Origin of the sequence: Gilliamella sp. Nev6-6 (assembly GCF_001690605.1) — a bacterium.
GTDB classification, from domain to species: Bacteria; Pseudomonadota; Gammaproteobacteria; order Enterobacterales; family Orbaceae; genus Gilliamella; species Gilliamella apicola_C.
In genome coordinates, this window is record NZ_LZHP01000018.1 from 211,971 (window position 1) to 230,445 (window position 18,475).

The following is an 18,475-nucleotide window of genomic DNA, read 5'->3' on the forward strand; positions in this document are numbered from 1 at the left end:
TTATGTACGCATTAACAAATTGCCGTATTTATACAGGTTATGAAATCCTTGAAAATCACGCTGTTATTATCGACGGTGATAAGATTGCAAAAATCTGTAAACAAAACGAATTGCCGGTGGGCATCACCATTAAAAATTTACAAGGCGCAATAGTTGCGCCTGGGTTTATTGATATTCAAGTCAATGGTTGTGGTGGTGTACAATTTAATGAAACGCTTGATGCACTAAGTGTTGAAACCTTAGAAGCAATGCAGGCAACAAATCTTATCTCTGGTTGTACTAGTTATTTACCCACTTTAATCACATCGACTGATGAATTCATGATAAAAGCGGTTAAAGTGATGCGTGAATATCTAACGACGCATAAAAACCAAGCACTTGGCTTGCACCTTGAAGGGCCTTATATTAGCCCTGAAAAGAAAGGTATTCATGATGAAAATATTATTCGACAACCATCGCAAGAAATGATTGATTTTTTATGTGAAAATGCTGATGTCATTAAAATTATTACTTTAGCGCCAGAAAAAGTAGAAAGCCACTTCATCAAACAATTGGTTAATGCAGGTATTCATGTATCTGTTGGCCATTCTAATGGCCATTATGATGATTGCCGTCGAGGGTTTAACGATGGTATTCGTTTGGGAACGCATCTATTTAATGCCATGCCTTATATTTCTGGGCGTGAACCTGGTGTTGTTGGCGCTATTTATGATGAACCTGAAGTTTATGTTGGTGTTATTGCTGATGGTCAACATGTAAGTTGGGCAAATATTCGCAATAGCCACAAAATTAAACAAGATCATTTAATTTTAATTACCGATGCAATGTTACTTGCTGGATCAAACTTAGAATCTGGTGTATTTGCAGGTAAAACCATTTATTATAAAGATGGTCGATGTGTTGATGAAAATGGGACGTTAGGCGGCTCTTCCTTAACCATGATAGAAGCTGTAAAAAATGCAGTCGAATATGTGGGTATCGCCTTAGATGAAGCATTAAGAATGGCGACACTTTACCCAGCAAAAGCAATTGGTGTTGATAAACAACTTGGCTCAATTAGTGAAAATAAAATTGCGAACTTGGTTATTTTTGATCGTGACTTTTCAAACGTGAAAACGATTGTTAATGGAGAGATGAACAGCTAGAATGCTAGATAGTTAACGAAAATATTGAGATAAAATATGACCTTTAATTATCTAAATCTAGTTGGCAATGCTGAATTAATCAAACAATTAAATTATGCCATGATTTACCGTTTGATTGTTCAGCAAGCGCCTGTATCTCGAATTCAACTGGCGGAAATTAGTCAATTAGCACCAGCAAGTATAACTAAAATTACTCGTCAACTTCTTAAAAGCAATCTAATAAAAGAAGTTGATGCACAACAATCAACAGGCGGGCGACCAGCCGTTTCAATACAAGCAAAATTTGATTATTATCAAACAATTGCTGTTCAATTAAGTCGTTCCCGTGTTACCATTGAACTTTATGATCTTGGTGCTAAAAATCTAGTTACCGAAATTTACCCACTAACTACATTTACCCAGCAATTGGCTGAAGAGTATTTAATCGCGTTAATTGAACAATTTATAGAACAGAATAGTAAAAAGATAAAACACCTTGTGGCAATATCTGTTGTACTACCTGGTTTGGTCGACTCTGTACGCGGAATTATTCGTTATACACCGCATATTCCAGTTAAAGCATGGCCTTTAGCCGAAGCATTACACCATAAGTTTAATATTTCGATTTTTATTGGTAATGATATTCAAAGTTTAGCTTTAGCGGAAAGTTATTTTGGCTCAACCCAAGATGTAGATGACTCAATTTTGATTCGTGTACACCGTGGTGTTGGATCAGGCATCATTATTAATCAACAACTGTTAACTAATCATAATCAAACGGTGGGTGAAGTTGGTCATATCCAAGTGGATGCATTAGGTGAGCGCTGTCATTGTGGTAACTTTGGTTGTTTAGAAAATCGAGTTATTAATAAAGCAATTGAGCATCGAGCCAAACAAATGATTGAGCAAGGTTACCCAACTAAATTAAGTTTGGGTAATTGTAATATTGCCAATATCTGTAAATATGCTAACCAAGGAGATGAATTGGCAATTAAGTTAGTCAAAGATGCCGGTGAAAATCTTGGTAGAGCAGTTGCTATGATGGTAAATATTTTTAATCCACAAAGTATTGTATTAGCAGGTGAATTGACAAAATCTCCCGAAATACTATTGCATGCGGTAAATAGTGCATTAAATGCACAAAGTTTAGAAGAATTAAGAAAAAATCTTACTCTTCATTGTTCATCGCTCAATGACCGTTCAGCAATTGGTGCGTTTGCATTAGTGCAACAAGCTTTATTTAATGGTTCATTATTAATGACATTGCTGGAAGATAAAGAATCATAGCTTATAGATATAAAAATAAAGCCCAACAAATCGGGCTTTACTTTTTATATCTAGTTTAAGCTAAAATGCGTAACATTCTACGCAATGGTTCAGCGGCCCCCCATAGTAATTGGTCACCGACTGTAAAAGCTGATAAATAATCTTTGCCCATCTTAAGCTTACGTAAGCGGCCTACGGGCGTTGTTAAAGTGCCTGTTACTGCGGCAGGAGTAAGCTCTCGCATCGAAATTTCACGTTCATTTGGAACAACTTTAACCCAATCATTATGGGAAGCAAGTAGTTTCTCAACTTCTGGCACGCTAATATCTTTTTTCAATTTAATCGTAAACGATTGACTATGACAACGTAATGCGCCAATACGGACACAAAGTCCATCAACTGGAATAATCTCGTCAGTCCCTAAAATTTTATTGGTTTCAGCCTGACCTTTCCATTCTTCTTTACTTTGCCCATTATCAAGCGCTTTATCAATCCAAGGGATCAGACTACCTGCTAATGGCACACCAAAATTATCAGTTGGTAAACTACCGTCGCGCATTTTTTGCGTCACTTTTCGCTCAATATCTAAAATAGAAGAATTAGGATCCTGTAGTTCTTTAGCAACCTCCGCATTTAACATCCCCATTTGGGTAAGCAACTCACGCATATGACGCGCACCGCCACCAGAAGCCGCTTGATAGGTTGAAACCGATACCCAATCAACTAAGTTTTCAGCAAATAATCCACCCAATGACATCAACATTAAACTTACTGTACAATTACCGCCAACAAAGGTTTTAATACCTCTATCTAAAGCAGTATGGATGTTAGCTTTATTAACAGGATCAAGAACGATAATCGCATCATCTTCCATTCTAAGTGTTGATGCAGCATCAATCCAATAACCTTGCCAACCAGTTGCACGCAATTTTTTATAAATTTCAGAAGTATAATCACCACCTTGGCAGGTAACAATAATATCTAATGCTTTCAACGCATCAATATTATCTGCACTTTGTAATATACCAGTCTTACCGCCCAAAGTAGGCGCTGCTTGACCCGCTTGAGATGTAGAAAAGAATACAGGATTGATATAATCAAAATCGTGCTCTTCAACCATACGTTGCATAAGAACGGAACCAACCATTCCGCGCCAACCGACAAAACCGACATTTTTCATATGTTATTTCCAATAATTAGAGTTTATATAAAGAGATATTTATTATTAAAACAAAATATCATCATAAAACAAGCCAGATAAGAATTATTATTGTAAATAAGAAGATGATAACATGACGTTATATATTAATATGATATTTAACCAAAATAATAAAAAATTGAGAAAGGAAATGGTTTCAAAAGTTGCAATAAATTTAATTAAAATATTAGGCAATGACTGAAAATAGATGACTGGTAAATGAAATCAGTATGCGGATTGTTATATAAGACTCAATAGCTAAATTCCAATAAGTAGAATTTTATTTAAAAATGGTCGGCGAGAGAGGATTCGAACCTCCGACCCACTGGTCCCAAACCAGTTGCGCTACCAAGCTGCGCTACTCGCCGTTATAAGTTTTCCGCATTCTATAAATGGGGTGGCTAATGGGATTCGAACCCACGACAACTGGAATCACAATCCAGGGCTCTACCAACTGAGCTATAGCCACCATAGAAGCAGGGCGAAATATTACGCATAAAAAACAATATTGTCCAGCATATTTTTAAAAAAATACGCCAACTGATTATATAAAAAGCGTTAAAAGTATAAAATTTAATTACTTTCAATGCAAACTTACTGCTTACTAATAGCTAGCGTTCTTTTTAACTACACTAAATTTTTCTTGCCTAATTACTTGTTGTTTCAATTTTTATCTCCATATTTTATTCATAAAGTATAGGTCTTTAAAAATATTACTTCACTGTATCTTTACTTAGAATTAATTAGTGCGCTGGCATAACCAATACTCAATGCCACTTATTAACTTGATTTGAAAATATATGCTGTAACATAGAGCTACTTTAAAAACTATTTATATTATTAATAATAGTAAATTACATTATCATTCCTCGTTCAAAAATATGTAATATTTTAGTAAAGGAGCCTGACTTTTTTTTTATTATTGCAATAATGTAAAAACCTAAAATTAGATAACAATGGCGATTGCGATTATGATAAATATTTTATTAATTGATGATGATATTGAACTATCACAAATGCTTAGTGAATATTTGACTAATGAAGGTTTCAATATCAAGAGTGTTTATTTGGGTAAAGATGGTATTGATGAAGCATTGTCAGGAAAATACCGTGCTGCAATTTTAGATGTGATGTTACCTGACATTAATGGTATTGATGTCCTTAAAAGCATACGGCAACAGCGTAATATGCCAGTTATTATGTTAACGGCCAAAGGCGATAATATTGATCGCGTTTTAGGATTAGAATTAGGCGCTGATGATTATATCCCAAAACCTTGTTATCCGCGTGAGTTGTTAGCCCGATTACGTGCTGTTTTACGTCGTTTTGATGAACGTTCAGTAGAAACAGTTGATGATAAAAAATACCATTTTAATGGCTTAACCTTAGATCTTCCCCAACGTTTATGCACGTGGAATGGAAAAGCTATTGATTTAACATCAACCGAGTTTAATTTATTAGTTTTATTAGTAAAACATAGCGAGCGGGTAGTAACTAAAGAGGAGTTATCAGAGATCGGTCTTGGTCGAGCACGAGAACTTTATGATCGTAGTGTTGATGTTCATATTAGTAACATTCGACAAAAACTACATCAGATAGCACAAAATGATGTGACAATTGAAACAATTAGGGCTGTCGGTTACCGTATCCGCTAATAACCAATAGGCTTGCTATGAATCGTCGATTATTTTGGAAAATACTCATTATATTTTGGGTTATCTTCTACCTCACTTTCCAATTAACTTGGATTGCATTTTCTGTTTATGTAGAAAATAAAAATCAAAAATTTCTTAATCATATGCCGACAAAAGTGGATATGATAGCCCAGCTATTACATGTAGCAGGCGAAGATGAGACGCTTAATTTTATAGCCCATTTACCTGAACGAGAAAGGGCTTTATTATCAATAAAATTAGTTTCTCCAATCAATGAGCAAGTCAATATTTTGACCGACGAATTAGAAACACCAACCTATGTCTATCAACGCATGGCTGTCGCGCCTGATGGCACACTTTATTCTATTTCATTTAAAGAAGATAAAGATAAAGATGTTAAAAAGACATTATTCAATATGCCAATGCCAATTGTGTTAATGGGAATCTGTGTTGGGCTAGCTTTTAGCTTGTTTTTGGCATGGAATCTAACTAGACCCATGCGGTTATTAAGACAAGGTTTTTTTCGCGTATCTCAGGGTGATCTTTCTGTTCGATTATTCCAAAAATTAAAACCTAGGCGTGACGAGCTTAGCGAATTAGGTAAAGATTTTGATATGATGGTTGAGCAACTTAATATTCTTATCTCAGATCGTCAAGCTCTTCTTCATGATGTTTCACATGAGCTAAGAACACCTCTTGCTCGTTTGCAACTAGCGATTGGGCTTGCTCAACAAAACAAACAAAATATTGATACCGCATTAGCTAGAATCGAATTAGAGTCAGAACGATTAGATCAGTTAATCGGTGAGATTCTAAACTATTCTCGTGCTGAAATGAATAATCGTACCGATGAATATTTTGATTTAAAAGACTTAATAAGTGTAGTAATTAATGATGCTAACTATGAGGCTAATCATCAACTCATTGATGTACATTTCAACTTATCGCCCGTTGCTCATTCTATTGTTAAAGGTAACTCAGAGCAAATTCGCCGAGCTATAGAAAACATTATTCGTAATGCGATTCGCTTCTCTAAAGCTGGACAAGCTGTCGAAGTTTCATTAAAAGAAGCAGGCAAGTATTTGCAAATTGAAGTTAAAGATCGTGGGCCTGGTGTAGAAGCTAATAAACTATCGAGTATTTTTGAACCGTTTGTCCGTATCCAGTCTCCTCAATTAGGCAAAGGTTACGGGTTAGGTCTTGCGATTGCAAGAAAGACCGTTATTATGCATAACGGCACTATTCAAGCAACCAATCGTGATGGTGGTGGATTAGTTGTAACAATCGAATTACCTTATTGGAGAAGCAGTAATTAACGATTAATAACAGTCGCTATTAATGGTGAGCACGTACTGTTTAACTAGGCTTTCTAGCTTAATTTTATCGTGACCTATAAAATCTAAAGTTTTTATAATAGCGTCTGGATCACTTTCTAGTATCGCTTTGTACTGCGCAATATATTGGCTGGCGATGGGCTTGTAGGACCAATGCCATTCTTCGGGTTGATATCCGCCTTTTCGCCCCTCATTAAATGCTTGGCAAAATCCATATTTGGGTAGGTTTTCTTGCAACCATTTGTAAAGAATGATGCCCTTTTTATCATTTTTAAAATATGCAGATGAAACGCTGGTAATATCAATATCTGTACCCCAGTGGTGCCTTGATGTGCCTGGCATTGATGAGTATTTTAAAATCTCTCGGGCAATTTTCTCAGGGTCATTGAGCTTATGAGATAAAGCATCCCATTTTCGTTGCCAAATCCCGTTTTGGTAAGCGTAATTACGTGTTGCACTTACCACAATAAAAGGAATATTGGGGTGATCTTTTTTGAAGTCTTTAAACGCTTTTATTAGCTGATCAGCAACTTCTTTTTGTAGATACATTCCTTTTTTATTAACTGGTAATTGAGTTAAATCCAATGCAATAAAATCACTATCTTTTTTTTCATCAAACTGCCCTGTTAGTTTATTTAATGGAATTGTTTGCGCCATAGTAATACTCGAACATAAAATTAACGTTAATGATGAGATTAAAATAAGAAGTGTTTTTAAATTTATTAATTTACTTTTCATTTTAAATATTACATATATTCTTTATAGTAAGATGAGATGAAAAACAGTATAATCTTTTTCCTAAAAATTGAAATAGCCATAATGTGTAAAAACGAGGCCTTATGTCAACACTAAGTACGTCAAATATGTCTGTAAATTTATCAGATACTTCAAACTCAATAAATCTAACCACAATGAACCCAAGTAAAGAAAAAGTAAACTTACTCAATTTTACACGCCAACAATTAAGAGCGTTTTTTATTTCACTAGGTGAAAAACCATTTAGAGCCGATCAAGTGATGAAATGGATCTACCATTTTGGGGTAGATGATTTTGACCAAATGACCGATATCAATAAAAAGCTAAGAGAACAACTAAAAACGTTAGCTGAAATTAAAGCGCCAATGATTGCAATGGAGCAACGTTCATCTGATGGCACAATTAAATGGGCGCTTGATGTGGGCAATAACCAAATGATTGAGTCGGTTTATATTCCAGAACGCGATCGTGCAACATTATGTGTTTCATCACAAGTTGGTTGTGCATTAGAATGTAAATTCTGTTCTACCGCACAACAAGGATTTAACCGAAACTTAACCGTTTCTGAAATTATTGGCCAAGTATGGCGCGCATCAAATGCTATTGGTGTAACAGGCAAACTGGCGGATAGACCGATTACCAACGTCGTTATGATGGGGATGGGAGAGCCGTTACTTAATTTATCTAATGTAGTGCCCGCGATGGAAATTATGCTAGATGATTTTGGCTATGGTTTGTCAAAAAGGCGTGTAACACTATCCACCTCAGGGGTTGTTCCTGCTTTAGATAAGCTCGCGGGTATGATTGATGTGGCACTGGCGATATCACTTCATGCGCCTAACGATACTATTCGCAGTGAAATCATGCCAATTAATGAAAAATACAATATGACTATGTTGCGTGATTCAATTTTACGTTACCTTTCTTGTTCAAATGCGAATCATGGAAAAGTTACTATCGAATATGTATTACTTAATCAAGTTAATGACGGTGTTGAACACGCACACGAACTTGCTAAATTCCTAAAAAATGTACCAAGTAAAATTAACTTAATTCCTTGGAATCCGTTTCCTGGTGCGCCTTATTCTCGTTGCTCTAATTCGCGTATCGATCGATTTATGAAAACATTGATGGGATATGGTTTTACTGTAATTGTTCGAAAAACGCGCGGTGACGATATTGATGCCGCATGTGGCCAATTAGCTGGTGAAGTTGTTGATCGTACCAAAAGAACGCTGTATAAAAAACAAAGCTTGGTGCAACAAACATTATAAAGGAAAAAAACAGCAAAAAGGGGAAGTTGATGAAAAGAAGCTTGATATTAAACTGTTTTGCTCTGATCATTTTATCTGGTTGTCAAATCAAAAACAGCGATGAATTTGATCCAGAAAAAGCCGCTTTAGCAAGAATGCGCCTTGGGTTAGGCTATCTTGCCAACGCAAATGGATCTGAAGCTAATGTCAAAGCAGCACATTATAACCTCAAATTAGCGGCACAATACTCACCAAATAACCCACAAATTATGCTAGCAATGGCAATGTTTGATCAACATGTTGGTGAATACGAGGAAGCCGAGATGATCTATAAGCGCATTATTTTTATGCAACCTGGTAATGGATTATATCATGTGCATTATGGCTCTTTTTTATGTGGGCGAGATCGTTACCAAGAAGCACAGCAACAATTTAAGCAAAGTCTTGATTTAGATCGCCACCGTTGGAAAGCTGATACCTATGAACAATATGGATATTGTGCTATCCAAAATAATGATAAAAAAACAGCTGAGTTAATGTTTAAGCAACTTTTTCAATACGACGCAAATCGGCGTGATAATGTGAAAAAAATAGCTGAGATTTATCAGAAAAAGGGCGATATGAAAGTTGCCAATTATTTGTTTTCAGTCACAAAATAGTAAGCTATAAAATATTATTATTTAAACCGTAATAACATCATCATTATAATTTTTTAAAGAAGATATCATGAGTTTTTGGGCTATTTTATTATTAGCACTGGCTATGTCGACCGATGCCTTTGCTGTCGCTGTATGCCGCGGGGTTTCGCTTAAATCAACCCCATTTTTAGGTGCACTCAAAGTCGGTATTTTATTTGGTGTTGTTGAAGCTATTACGCCAATCCTCGGCTGGTTAGTTGGCTATATTGCACTGAAATATATCGAACAATGGGATCACTGGGTTGTTTTTACTGTCATGTTATTTTTAGGTATTAACATGATTTACAACAGCTTTAAAAAAACTGATGAAGATTGCCTAGAGGATAGAGAAACATCATCAAAAAAATCCTTTCTAATGCTAATTTTTACAGCTATTTCAACCAGTATAGATGCATTTGCTGTTGGTATTGGATTAGCGTTAGCAAGCGTGAATATTTATTGGGCTGCAACAATGATTGGCATAGCAACCTGTTTAATGGTAACGATTGGATTATTATTAGGTAATAAATTAGGATGTTTAATTGGTAAACGAGCAGAATTTTTAGGTGGTTTAGCGCTTATTATGATTGGCACAATTACGCTTTATCAACATCTATCTAATTAGACTTTCACTTGTTTTCATCTAGTAACATCGCTTAGCTTTTCAAACAGGACTATCATAATAGCATTTATCACGTTAAAGTATCTAATAGATAAGATTGAAACCAATTTAGTTAACTAAACTGTTACCTGTTATAGGTAACAGTTTATGGAAAATACTTCTATTTAAATCTTTTTAAATTTTACAAAATGTCATATCAAAGCTACAAGCCTGTTGATTATAGACCGCTTTAAAGGCACCTTTGTCATGAGGATTTTGCAAAATATGATTGACGATAACTGGTCTAATATTTGCTTTAATATAACCAGGTAATCCTCTCGCACCACGAATTAAATCGTAGTGATCATGACAAAATGAGCTTATGCAAGAATCAGATATTTCTACAGAAAAACCTCGAGGTTGATATGCTTGATTCAATTTGTCAATTTCACGGCGAATAATTCGCTCGATAACGACCATTGGCAAGCGTTTGAAATGGAGAATATTTTCTCGTCCGTTAAAACGATTAAGTAGTTCTGAACGATAAGTGTTATTCAGGTCATTTGTTGCCAATTCACACGCAGCTTCATCAGAAAGGTTTGGATCTAAATAATAAGGTTGCCCGATATTTGAAGTCATAATAATCATAATATCAGAAAAATCGACTGTTCGACCGACATTATCAGTTAATCGTCCATCCGATAAAATCTGTAAAAAGATATTAAATACATCAGGATGTGCTTTTTCAATCTCATCAAATAGATAGATTCCAACTGGTTTTGCTCTAACAGAGTTTGTCAAAATGCCTCCAGCTTCAAATCCTTCATATCCTGGTGGCGCACCAATCAATTTAGCAACAGCATGTTTTTCCATGTATTCAGACATATCAAAACGTACCAATGATTTTTCATCACCATAGACATATTGCGCTAAGGCTTTAGCCATCTCAGTTTTACCTACACCGGATGGACCTAAAAATAGGTAAGACATGGCTGGACCTGATTCTTCTAGCGCATCGACTTTAGCGACTTTTACCGAATTAGCGACATGTTTAACAATATTATCTTGACCAAAAATTCTCGATAATAAATTTGCCTCTAAATTAATCAAGTTTTCAACTTCATTTTCATCTAGTTTGTTTGCAGGTATTCCTGAAACTTTGCTAAATTCAGTGATAACTTCTTGACGGTTAAGCCGTAAATCTTTGTTAGCTAGCATAACCAATTTTTGGTGTTGTTCGTTATTTTGTACTATTTCTGCATCAATCTGTCGAATCTTTTCCTTTAATTTGGTAACAGCCGGTGAGTCAAATCCACCAGCGGTTAGCTGTGCAAAGGTTTTTATTGTTGTTGATTCCGAATTTTTATTATTATCCTCTTCTTCTTGCAATTGGTTGATCTCATCTTGCAATTTAAAGCGTAATGTTTCGGCCTCACGTTGATATTGGTAAGTTTTATTGATTTCTGACTTTAATTCTTGCCAATCTTGTTGCCATTGTTCAAGTTGTTGTTGCAAATCTTGCTTTTCTGTTTCATTGGTACTTTTGGCTATCTTATTCATTAGCTCAATTATTTTAGGATGCTGTTTATGCGTAAGTTGGCGATAACTTGCAAGCGCACGATCAAGTAGAGCAATCGCTCGTTGCGGTTGTGCTCCACCTAAACCTAAACTATCTCGATACTTACTGGTTAAATGTATCGCTTCTTCAACAGCATCTTCATCAACTTCAATTTTATGGTATGCAGATAGCTCTTTAGCAACACTAGAAACAATCGATCTTAAATCATCCCCAATCGGCTCTTTAACATCATAAAGAGTGTAAAGCTCTGGCATGTTTGTACTGGCTTTTAATACATTACTCAATTTATCATCGCGGACTTCTAAAATAACTTGGAAATTATTTCCTTTGTCTGCGTTATTTAATGCATTGATAAAATGAGCATTGCCAGTATTGTGTGCTGCTTCTAAAAAATTAGCCGTATCAGTAATAATCAATACTGATTCTGGAGTTTGCATTAGCTTTTTTAAAATACTTTGAAACTCATTGTTTATCTTAGCGCTATCACCACTAGAAAAAAGCGCATCACAATTTAACCAAAACAGTTTTTTTACAATCAAATCAAACGGTGTATCTGGGCTGTTTTTAGCTGCTTGCAAACCAAGGGTAAGCATTGAAACACCAACACCAGCAGGACCTGTTAGCAAAAGTGAATTTGATGATTTTCGTATAAGAATAGATGATATTCTTTCTAAATCATGTTCCCGACCCACTAAAGTAAAATTAGGGTATTGCGCTAAATATTCACGCCCTCTAACTAAATACATTGTGCATTCCTTTATTATAGTTTAAAGGGAGAGGTAGTTTGCGAGCTCTCTTTTTTATTCTCAGATTTTTCTGATAAAACATCACCTGTCACAGCAATAAATTCTCGCGTATCATTTTGAACATCTTTAGACATTCTTTCAATTTCTTCTAAATTTGCTCGCATTGTTTCTAATGCTGAACGTGTAATTTCAGTAGCTTCTTTTTGAGTATCACCAAATTCTGCTAAGTTCTGTAACATCGCTTCTAAATCATTATTAATTTCATCACGACCTGTTGCAATTCGGATGGCTTCATTTTTAGCTATCTCATTTGTTACTCGTGTCATTTCAGCTAAAGTATTACCTGCCATAGATTGTGCCTCATTAATTGCTGCTGAGTTAACAGCAGTAACCACAACACTAAGTTGTGAAGCAACCGATGCAATTCCTCGTGAATGCATTGCTCTGGCACTTTCAACTTGTTTTTTGGTTGCAGCTTGCATATTGCGAATTTTAATGGCTTCCGTTGTTAATTCACCATAGGTTTGCATGGTATCAACCGTTGCTGTTGATACAGTATCGATATGTTCATCTAAATTGCGTCTAGCTTCATCAAGCTTCATTGATTCTAATAGGTTGTCACCAACATCTTTATGCTCAAGCTCTTCTCTACGTTCGCGGTGAACTTTCTCAACTTTTTTAGTCGCTTCGTTCATAATGGCATAAATTTGTATCATATTGCCATTATTATCGCTAAGCCCTTCTATTTGTTTAACCATTTTTTCAAGGTGATTACGAATTGCACCAAAACGTTCTTTGCCTTGATTAACAAATTTTAATGCCGATTCAACCATATCAGCTTGGCGTAATGTATGCTGTTCTGAAGTTAGGTTCAGTAACTCCTTTAGTTTTTCAACATCGATTGAATCCTTGCGTTGTTCGTGACGTTGTGCAATTTCTATCTGAATATCACTTAATTCTTTTTGTTTATTTTGTATTTGCTGTTGTAACTGTACAATAGTTTCCTCATTAGCAGTGATTTTAGCTTGTGATGCAACTTTAATTTTTCCTAAACCAAAAAATTTCCTATCATTTTGTAACAAAACGATTTCTTTTTGCAAATTAGTTATTTTCTCTTCAATACTAGTAATTTCGCTTTGCACACTTGCTTGTTGCGCTATCTTTTCTTCATCCCATTGTTGATCCGCTTTTATTTGCGCTAAAGCATTTCGAGTCTCACCATTTTGGCGTAAGTTATACAGTGCGTCTGTAAGTTCAGTAAGTGGTTTAATTTTTTCAATAAAGTCATTAAGGTCATTATTAAAGTCAGAATATACCCGCTGTAACTCAGCGAATACTTCGGTATCAGTCATTTCGATGCGCTGTTTAGACATCTCTTCTGAAATGGATTGTAAATATTCTTTAAATGTATCAAATTCTTGAATTTTGGCTCTATCAGCTTCTTTATTATCAGTAAATTCTAAAATATGAGTGACTTCTTCTACTTTCTGTTCAAGTGAAAGATTATCTGAAAAAATAACTTTAAAAAAAGTATTTTGTTGAATATTTGAAAGCGGATTTTCTACTTTAGCGCTTTTTTGTCGTTGCCTAACTGAAGAATCATTTTGTTCAGTGCTAGTTACTTTTCTCTTAGAAGATACACTCATTGTTTTTTTCCTTATTATTTAGCTATTTTAAATCCTATTTCAAATGAAAAGGAGAAAGTTTGGAATAATTAATTTACTCCTATAGAAAAGACAAATGCCATCTTTTCATCATGTTATTATCTATTTAACAGTTTATTTTGACAAGTAAAACTGCTATTGATAATAAAAAAGGAAAATAGGAAACACATATAATTTAAGCCATTTACTGACATATGAAAGTATTATCAAGCTTTATATTTAACTTTAATCAATTTAACGGCGTATTTTTAATTTGTTTTATTTGGTACAAATAAGGAAAGAAATTAATAAGAAAAAACCACTCGCATGAACGAGTGGTTTATATTGATAAGTTTAAGGAGTAGCAACAGATGAGATTACATCATTCCGCCCATACCACCCATGCCGCCCATACCACCAGCAGCACCTAAATCAGCTTTATCATCTTTAGGTAAATCAGTAACCATACATTCAGTAGTAATCATAAGACCGGCAACAGACGCTGCGTATTGTAATGCACTACGAGTTACTTTAGTTGGATCTAAGATGCCCATTGCAATCATATCACCATACTCTTCAGTTGAAGCATTGTAACCATAGTTACCTTTGCCACCTTTAACCGCATTAACCACAACTGATGCTTCTTCACCACAGTTAGTCACGATTTGACGTAATGGCGCTTCCATTGCACGAAGAGCGACTTTTATACCTACGTTTTGATCTTCGTTAGCACCTTTAAGTTCCAAAATCGCTGACGCAGCACGAACAAGAGCAACACCACCACCAGCAACAACGCCTTCTTCAACTGCTGCACGAGTAGCGTGTAACGCATCTTCTACACGCGCTTTCTTCTCTTTCATTTCAACTTCAGTTGCTGCGCCAACTTTAATTACTGCAACGCCGCCAGCTAATTTAGCAACGCGTTCTTGAAGTTTTTCTTTATCATAATCAGAAGTTGATTCTTCGATTTGTTTACGAATTTGTTCAACACGCGCTTTAATTAAAGACTCTTCACCAACGCCATCAATAATGGTTGTATTGTCTTTATTGATAACAACGCGTTTAGCTTGACCTAAATCTTCAAGTGTTGTTTTTTCAAGCTCTAAACCAATTTCTTCTGAAATTACAGTACCAGCAGTTAAGATTGCAATATCTTGTAACATAGCTTTACGACGATCACCAAAACCAGGTGCTTTAACAGCTGCAACTTTAACAATACCGCGCATAGTATTTACAACTAAAGTCGCTAATGCTTCGCCTTCAACATCTTCCGCAATAATTAATAATGATTTACCTGCTTTAGCGACCGCTTCAAGCACTGGCAATAATTCACGAATATTAGAGATTTTTTTATCAGCTAATAAAATATATGGGCTATCTAATTCAACTGTTGCTGTTTCAGGTTTGTTAATGAAGTATGGTGATAAGTAACCACGATCAAATTGCATACCTTCAACAACATCAAGCTCATCTTGTAAACCTGTACCATCTTCAACAGTAATAACACCTTCTTTGCCTACTTTTTCCATTGCTTGAGCAATTAAAGTACCAACGGTTTCATCAGAGTTAGCTGAAATGGTACCAACTTGTGCAATTGCTCTAGAGTCAGCACAAGGAGAAGATAATTTTTTAAGTTCTTCAACAGCTGCAACAACGGCTTTATCAATACCGCGTTTTAAATCCATTGGATTCATACCTGCAGCAACAGCTTTTAAACCTTCATTAACAATTGCTTGAGCAAGTACAGTAGCAGTGGTTGTACCGTCACCCGCTGCATCGTTTGCTTTTGAAGCCACTTCTTTAACCATTTGTGCACCCATATTTTCGAATTTATCTTCTAATTCGATTTCACGAGCAACAGAAACCCCATCTTTAGTAATAGTTGGTGCGCCAAATGATTTATCTAATACTACATTACGCCCTTTTGGACCTAAAGTTACTTTAACTGCATCGGCTAATACATTAACACCTTGAAGCATTTTGATGCGAGCATCGTTACCAAATTTTACATCTTTAGCTGCCATCTTCGTATTTCTCCTAAATTCTGTCTATAGTTTAATTATTTGCCAGTTATGCTTGAACAATGGCTAAAATATCGCTTTCTGATAAGATAAGCACTTCTTCGTTATCGATTTTTTCTGTTTTAACGCCATATCCTTCGTTAAAAATTACGATATCTCCCACTTTCACATCTAATGGCTGTACTTGACCATTTTCTAAAATGCGACCATTACCAACTGCTAAAACCTCACCTCGTGTTGATTTACCAGCAGCTGAACCTGTTAACACGATACCACCCGCTGATTTTGATTCTACTTCTTTGCGTTTAATGATCACGCGATCATGCAATGGACGAATTTTCATTAGTTATCTCCTAACACTAATTTTAATTAAAACAATTATTATCAATAAATCATGCAATTATGATTTTCAAATGTAGTGCAAACTATATGGGGGCAATTTCAAATTCTTCAAGGGAAGAAAACTAAAAAAAGTCTAATTGATTATTTATCAATCATCTTTACGTTTGAATTCACCTTCAATAATATCACTGTCTTGATAATGTGTTTGCGATGATGAAAATTGAAATCTCATCGGTATTTTTCGAACTATAAATTCTACAATATAATCTTGAACACGGGGAATTAATAAAATTGCGCCAACAATATCAGTTAAGAAACCAGGAATAAGTAAGAAAAAACCAGAAAAAAGCAAAGATACACTTTTTATAATTTCAGCTTTAGCACTTTGATTATTGGCGATTTTTTGTTGCATAATACTTAGATTTTTCAAGCCTTGTGTTTTAACTAATGAAAAACCAAGAATTGACGTTGCAATAATACAGATTAATGCAAGTAAAACACCAATTGAATTTGCAACAGCTATAAAAACACTGATTTCAAAATAAACATAAATAAAAAAGAGAATAAAACCAACAAATCGCATATAACAATTCCTATAAGCACAAAGGGATAGTATTAGAAATTAGCTATTAATATGAAGATGATTAGCTAATTTTCAACCAAACAATAAATATTTTTTAAAAAATTTTACAAAAGGGATTGACTGACACTTACAAATCGTGTTTAATGTGCATCCATTGTTGCCCGGATAGCTCAGTCGGTAGAGCAGGGGATTGAAAATCCCCGTGTCCGTGGTTCGATTCCGCGTCCGGGCACCAATCACCAAATTCTAAGACCTGCTTCTAGCAGGTTTTTTTATGTCTAAAGCCTTTTCAGATAAGGCTTGCAATGAGTTTTCCTTGTCAACCGAGTTAAACTGAAATCACCCCAAATCAAGTGTAATTTCGGATACAAACCCAGATACATTTGGTTCGATAATGGCGTGTATCCATAAAATGGCCTTGAGGCCTTTGTTTGCAAGGCTTAAGAGAAATCACTTGGATTTGATTTATTTTGAACTAATTTGTAACAATTATTTATTAACATTTCTAACAAAAGCTGTTTTCACAAGGCTTCCTCTAAGTTTTACTACTCAACCAAACTCAATTGAAGTTACTCTAAATCAAGCACAATTTTGGATACAAATCCGGATACATTTGGTTCGATAATGGTATGTATCCATAAAATGGTCTTGATGGCTTATCTTTACTGGAAAAGATGAAGATCGCTTAGATGTAAAATTTTTTTATCTATATTTTTTGGGAAGATTAAAAAGACCCTCTGGAGGAGAGAATGAAGCATCTTTACCTAGAAGAGGAGAGACTGTTCAATATTCTGTGTCATTTCGGTAAACTATGTAACAAAAAAGGAAATGACCCATGTCCCAAGAATTTGATTTTGAAAAAGCATTAAAATTATTACAAAATGGTCAACCGCTAACGGGTAAAGATGGTATTTTAACGCCATTAATCAAGCAGCTAACAGAAGCGGCGTTATCGGCGGAATTAGATTCTCATTTAGCCAACGACATTACCCCTAATCGGCGTAATGGTAAGAGTTCAAAGACAATAAAAAGCTCATCAGGCAGTTTCGAACTTGATGCACCAAGAGATAGAAACGGTTCATTTGAACCTCAACTCATCAAAAAAAATCAGACAACATTAAACGATGAAATTGAACAAAAAATTCTCAGTATGTATGCGCTGGGGATGAGTTATAAAGATATCAGCCAGCATATTGAAGAGATTTATGCTTTTCGTCTTTCTCCTGCAACTTTAACCGCCATTACAGATAAAATCATTCCTGAGCTCAGATTATGGCAACAACGACCGCTAGAATCGCTTTATCCGTTTGTTTGGATGGATGCAATTCATTATAAAGTAAAAGAAGATGGGGTTTATCACAGCAAGGCTGTTTATACTGTACTTGCACTTAATTTAGCCGGAAAAAAGGAAGTATTAGGCTTGTATTTATCTGAAAACGAAGGGGCTCATTTTTGGTTATCGGTGTTGACCGATTTACAAAACCGAGGATTAAATGACATTTTAATTGCTTGTGTCGATGGATTAGTTGGCTTTCCTGAAGCGATTAATACTATTTACCCACAAACAGAGGTTCAACTTTGTGTTATTCATCAAATCCGCCATTCAATTAAGTATGTTGCCTCTAAACATCACAAAGCATTTATGAGCGATTTGAAACTTGTTTACAAGGCGGTCTCTCGTGAAGCAGCAATTGATG

15 protein-coding genes and 3 tRNA genes are annotated in these 18,475 nt (G+C 35.3%); 9 read left to right on the forward strand and 9 right to left on the reverse strand.

Annotation, left to right across the window (positions count from 1 at the left end; genetic code table 11):
- Window positions 1–2 precede the first annotated feature (2 nt).
- Window positions 3–1,145, forward strand: a complete 1,143-nt coding sequence (nagA, locus tag A9G42_RS03590) for an N-acetylglucosamine-6-phosphate deacetylase (protein ID WP_065579835.1) — start codon at window positions 3–5, stop codon at window positions 1,143–1,145.
- A 36-nt stretch (window positions 1,146–1,181) separates the two neighbouring features.
- Window positions 1,182–2,411: an ROK family protein gene (locus A9G42_RS03595; protein ID WP_065587853.1), complete on the forward strand. Its 1,230-nt coding sequence runs from the start codon at window positions 1,182–1,184 to the stop codon at window positions 2,409–2,411.
- 55 nt (window positions 2,412–2,466) lie between these two features.
- On the opposite strand, the gene asd is transcribed toward A9G42_RS03595, so the two are convergent.
- The 3 genes from asd to A9G42_RS03610 all read right to left on the reverse strand — a co-directional run bounded on the left by asd (window position 2,467) and on the right by A9G42_RS03610 (window position 4,057).
- The gene (asd, locus tag A9G42_RS03600; protein WP_065652681.1) at window positions 2,467–3,570 is read right to left on the reverse strand and encodes an aspartate-semialdehyde dehydrogenase; all 1,104 of its coding nucleotides are present in this window, start codon (window positions 3,568–3,570) and stop codon (window positions 2,467–2,469) included.
- 309 nt (window positions 3,571–3,879) lie between these two features.
- A tRNA-Pro gene (locus tag A9G42_RS03605) sits at window positions 3,880–3,956 on the reverse strand.
- A gap of 25 nt (window positions 3,957–3,981) precedes the next feature.
- A tRNA-His gene (locus A9G42_RS03610) sits at window positions 3,982–4,057 on the reverse strand.
- A gap of 505 nt (window positions 4,058–4,562) precedes the next feature.
- Between A9G42_RS03610 and A9G42_RS03615 the strand changes: the two genes are divergently transcribed.
- Both A9G42_RS03615 and A9G42_RS03620 read left to right on the forward strand, forming a co-directional pair.
- Window positions 4,563–5,243, forward strand: coding sequence for a response regulator transcription factor (locus A9G42_RS03615; protein ID WP_065568294.1), 681 nt, complete (start codon window positions 4,563–4,565; stop codon window positions 5,241–5,243).
- 17 nt (window positions 5,244–5,260) lie between these two features.
- Window positions 5,261–6,559, forward strand: coding sequence for an ATP-binding protein (locus A9G42_RS03620; protein WP_065652682.1), 1,299 nt, complete (start codon window positions 5,261–5,263; stop codon window positions 6,557–6,559).
- Window positions 6,560–6,562: 3 nt separating this feature from the next.
- Here A9G42_RS03620 and A9G42_RS03625 read toward each other — a convergent pair whose 3' ends face one another.
- On the reverse strand, window positions 6,563–7,234 hold the full coding sequence (locus A9G42_RS03625; RefSeq protein WP_176700669.1) for a M15 family metallopeptidase: 672 nt from the start codon (window positions 7,232–7,234) through the stop codon (window positions 6,563–6,565).
- A gap of 254 nt (window positions 7,235–7,488) precedes the next feature.
- Between A9G42_RS03625 and A9G42_RS03630 the strand changes: the two genes are divergently transcribed.
- The 3 genes from A9G42_RS03630 (at window position 7,489) to A9G42_RS03640 (ending at window position 9,888) form a co-directional block, all read left to right on the forward strand.
- A complete protein-coding gene (locus tag A9G42_RS03630) occupies window positions 7,489–8,607 on the forward strand; it encodes a bifunctional tRNA (adenosine(37)-C2)-methyltransferase TrmG/ribosomal RNA large subunit methyltransferase RlmN (RefSeq protein ID WP_442903050.1) in 1,119 nt (372 codons plus the stop codon).
- 29 nt (window positions 8,608–8,636) lie between these two features.
- Complete coding sequence (locus tag A9G42_RS03635; RefSeq protein WP_065568243.1) at window positions 8,637–9,245, forward strand: hypothetical protein; 609 nt, start codon at window positions 8,637–8,639, stop codon at window positions 9,243–9,245.
- A 67-nt stretch (window positions 9,246–9,312) separates the two neighbouring features.
- Window positions 9,313–9,888 (forward strand): manganese efflux pump MntP, encoded by a 576-nt coding sequence (locus A9G42_RS03640; RefSeq protein ID WP_065579830.1) that lies wholly within the window; start codon window positions 9,313–9,315, stop codon window positions 9,886–9,888.
- Between the two features lie 171 nt (window positions 9,889–10,059).
- Here the strand turns inward: A9G42_RS03640 and A9G42_RS03645 are convergent, their stop codons facing one another.
- The 5 genes from A9G42_RS03645 to A9G42_RS03665 all read right to left on the reverse strand — a co-directional run bounded on the left by A9G42_RS03645 (window position 10,060) and on the right by A9G42_RS03665 (window position 16,778).
- Window positions 10,060–12,189, reverse strand: coding sequence for an AAA family ATPase (locus A9G42_RS03645; RefSeq protein ID WP_065652683.1), 2,130 nt, complete (start codon window positions 12,187–12,189; stop codon window positions 10,060–10,062).
- A gap of 14 nt (window positions 12,190–12,203) precedes the next feature.
- Entirely contained in the window at window positions 12,204–13,835 is a 1,632-nt protein-coding gene (locus A9G42_RS03650) for a hypothetical protein (protein WP_065652684.1), read from the reverse strand.
- Window positions 13,836–14,209: 374 nt separating this feature from the next.
- Window positions 14,210–15,856, reverse strand: a complete 1,647-nt coding sequence (groL, locus tag A9G42_RS03655) for a chaperonin GroEL (RefSeq protein ID WP_065568239.1) — start codon at window positions 15,854–15,856, stop codon at window positions 14,210–14,212.
- 46 nt (window positions 15,857–15,902) lie between these two features.
- Window positions 15,903–16,196 (reverse strand): co-chaperone GroES, encoded by a 294-nt coding sequence (locus tag A9G42_RS03660; RefSeq protein WP_034915350.1) that lies wholly within the window; start codon window positions 16,194–16,196, stop codon window positions 15,903–15,905.
- Window positions 16,197–16,343: 147 nt separating this feature from the next.
- Window positions 16,344–16,778 (reverse strand): FxsA family protein, encoded by a 435-nt coding sequence (locus tag A9G42_RS03665; protein WP_065588899.1) that lies wholly within the window; start codon window positions 16,776–16,778, stop codon window positions 16,344–16,346.
- 159 nt (window positions 16,779–16,937) lie between these two features.
- Here A9G42_RS03665 and A9G42_RS03670 point away from each other — a divergent pair.
- Together A9G42_RS03670 and A9G42_RS03675 are read left to right on the forward strand one after the other, a co-directional pair.
- A tRNA-Phe gene (locus tag A9G42_RS03670) sits at window positions 16,938–17,013 on the forward strand.
- Window positions 17,014–17,613: 600 nt separating this feature from the next.
- The coding region (locus A9G42_RS03675; protein WP_065652685.1) for an IS256 family transposase at window positions 17,614–18,475 on the forward strand (862 nt) is incomplete at its 3' end.

Excerpts from the sequence above, each read along its gene's own strand:
- nagA (WP_065579835.1), top strand. The coding sequence starts at position 3 with ATGTACGCATTAACAAATTGCCGTATTTATACAGGTTATGAAATCCTT.
- A9G42_RS03595 (WP_065587853.1), top strand. The coding sequence starts at position 1,182 with ATGACCTTTAATTATCTAAATCTAGTTGGCAATGCTGAATTAATCAAA.
- asd (WP_065652681.1), bottom strand. The coding sequence starts at position 3,570 with ATGAAAAATGTCGGTTTTGTCGGTTGGCGCGGAATGGTTGGTTCCGTT.
- A9G42_RS03620 (WP_065652682.1), top strand. The coding sequence starts at position 5,261 with ATGAATCGTCGATTATTTTGGAAAATACTCATTATATTTTGGGTTATC.
- A9G42_RS03625 (WP_176700669.1), bottom strand. The coding sequence starts at position 7,234 with ATGGCGCAAACAATTCCATTAAATAAACTAACAGGGCAGTTTGATGAA.
- A9G42_RS03630 (WP_442903050.1), top strand. The coding sequence starts at position 7,489 with ATGAACCCAAGTAAAGAAAAAGTAAACTTACTCAATTTTACACGCCAA.
- A9G42_RS03635 (WP_065568243.1), top strand. The coding sequence starts at position 8,637 with ATGAAAAGAAGCTTGATATTAAACTGTTTTGCTCTGATCATTTTATCT.
- A9G42_RS03640 (WP_065579830.1), top strand. The coding sequence starts at position 9,313 with ATGAGTTTTTGGGCTATTTTATTATTAGCACTGGCTATGTCGACCGAT.
- A9G42_RS03645 (WP_065652683.1), bottom strand. The coding sequence starts at position 12,189 with ATGTATTTAGTTAGAGGGCGTGAATATTTAGCGCAATACCCTAATTTT.
- A9G42_RS03650 (WP_065652684.1), bottom strand. The coding sequence starts at position 13,835 with ATGAGTGTATCTTCTAAGAGAAAAGTAACTAGCACTGAACAAAATGAT.
- groL (WP_065568239.1), bottom strand. The coding sequence starts at position 15,856 with ATGGCAGCTAAAGATGTAAAATTTGGTAACGATGCTCGCATCAAAATG.
- A9G42_RS03660 (WP_034915350.1), bottom strand. The coding sequence starts at position 16,196 with ATGAAAATTCGTCCATTGCATGATCGCGTGATCATTAAACGCAAAGAA.
- A9G42_RS03665 (WP_065588899.1), bottom strand. The coding sequence starts at position 16,778 with ATGCGATTTGTTGGTTTTATTCTCTTTTTTATTTATGTTTATTTTGAA.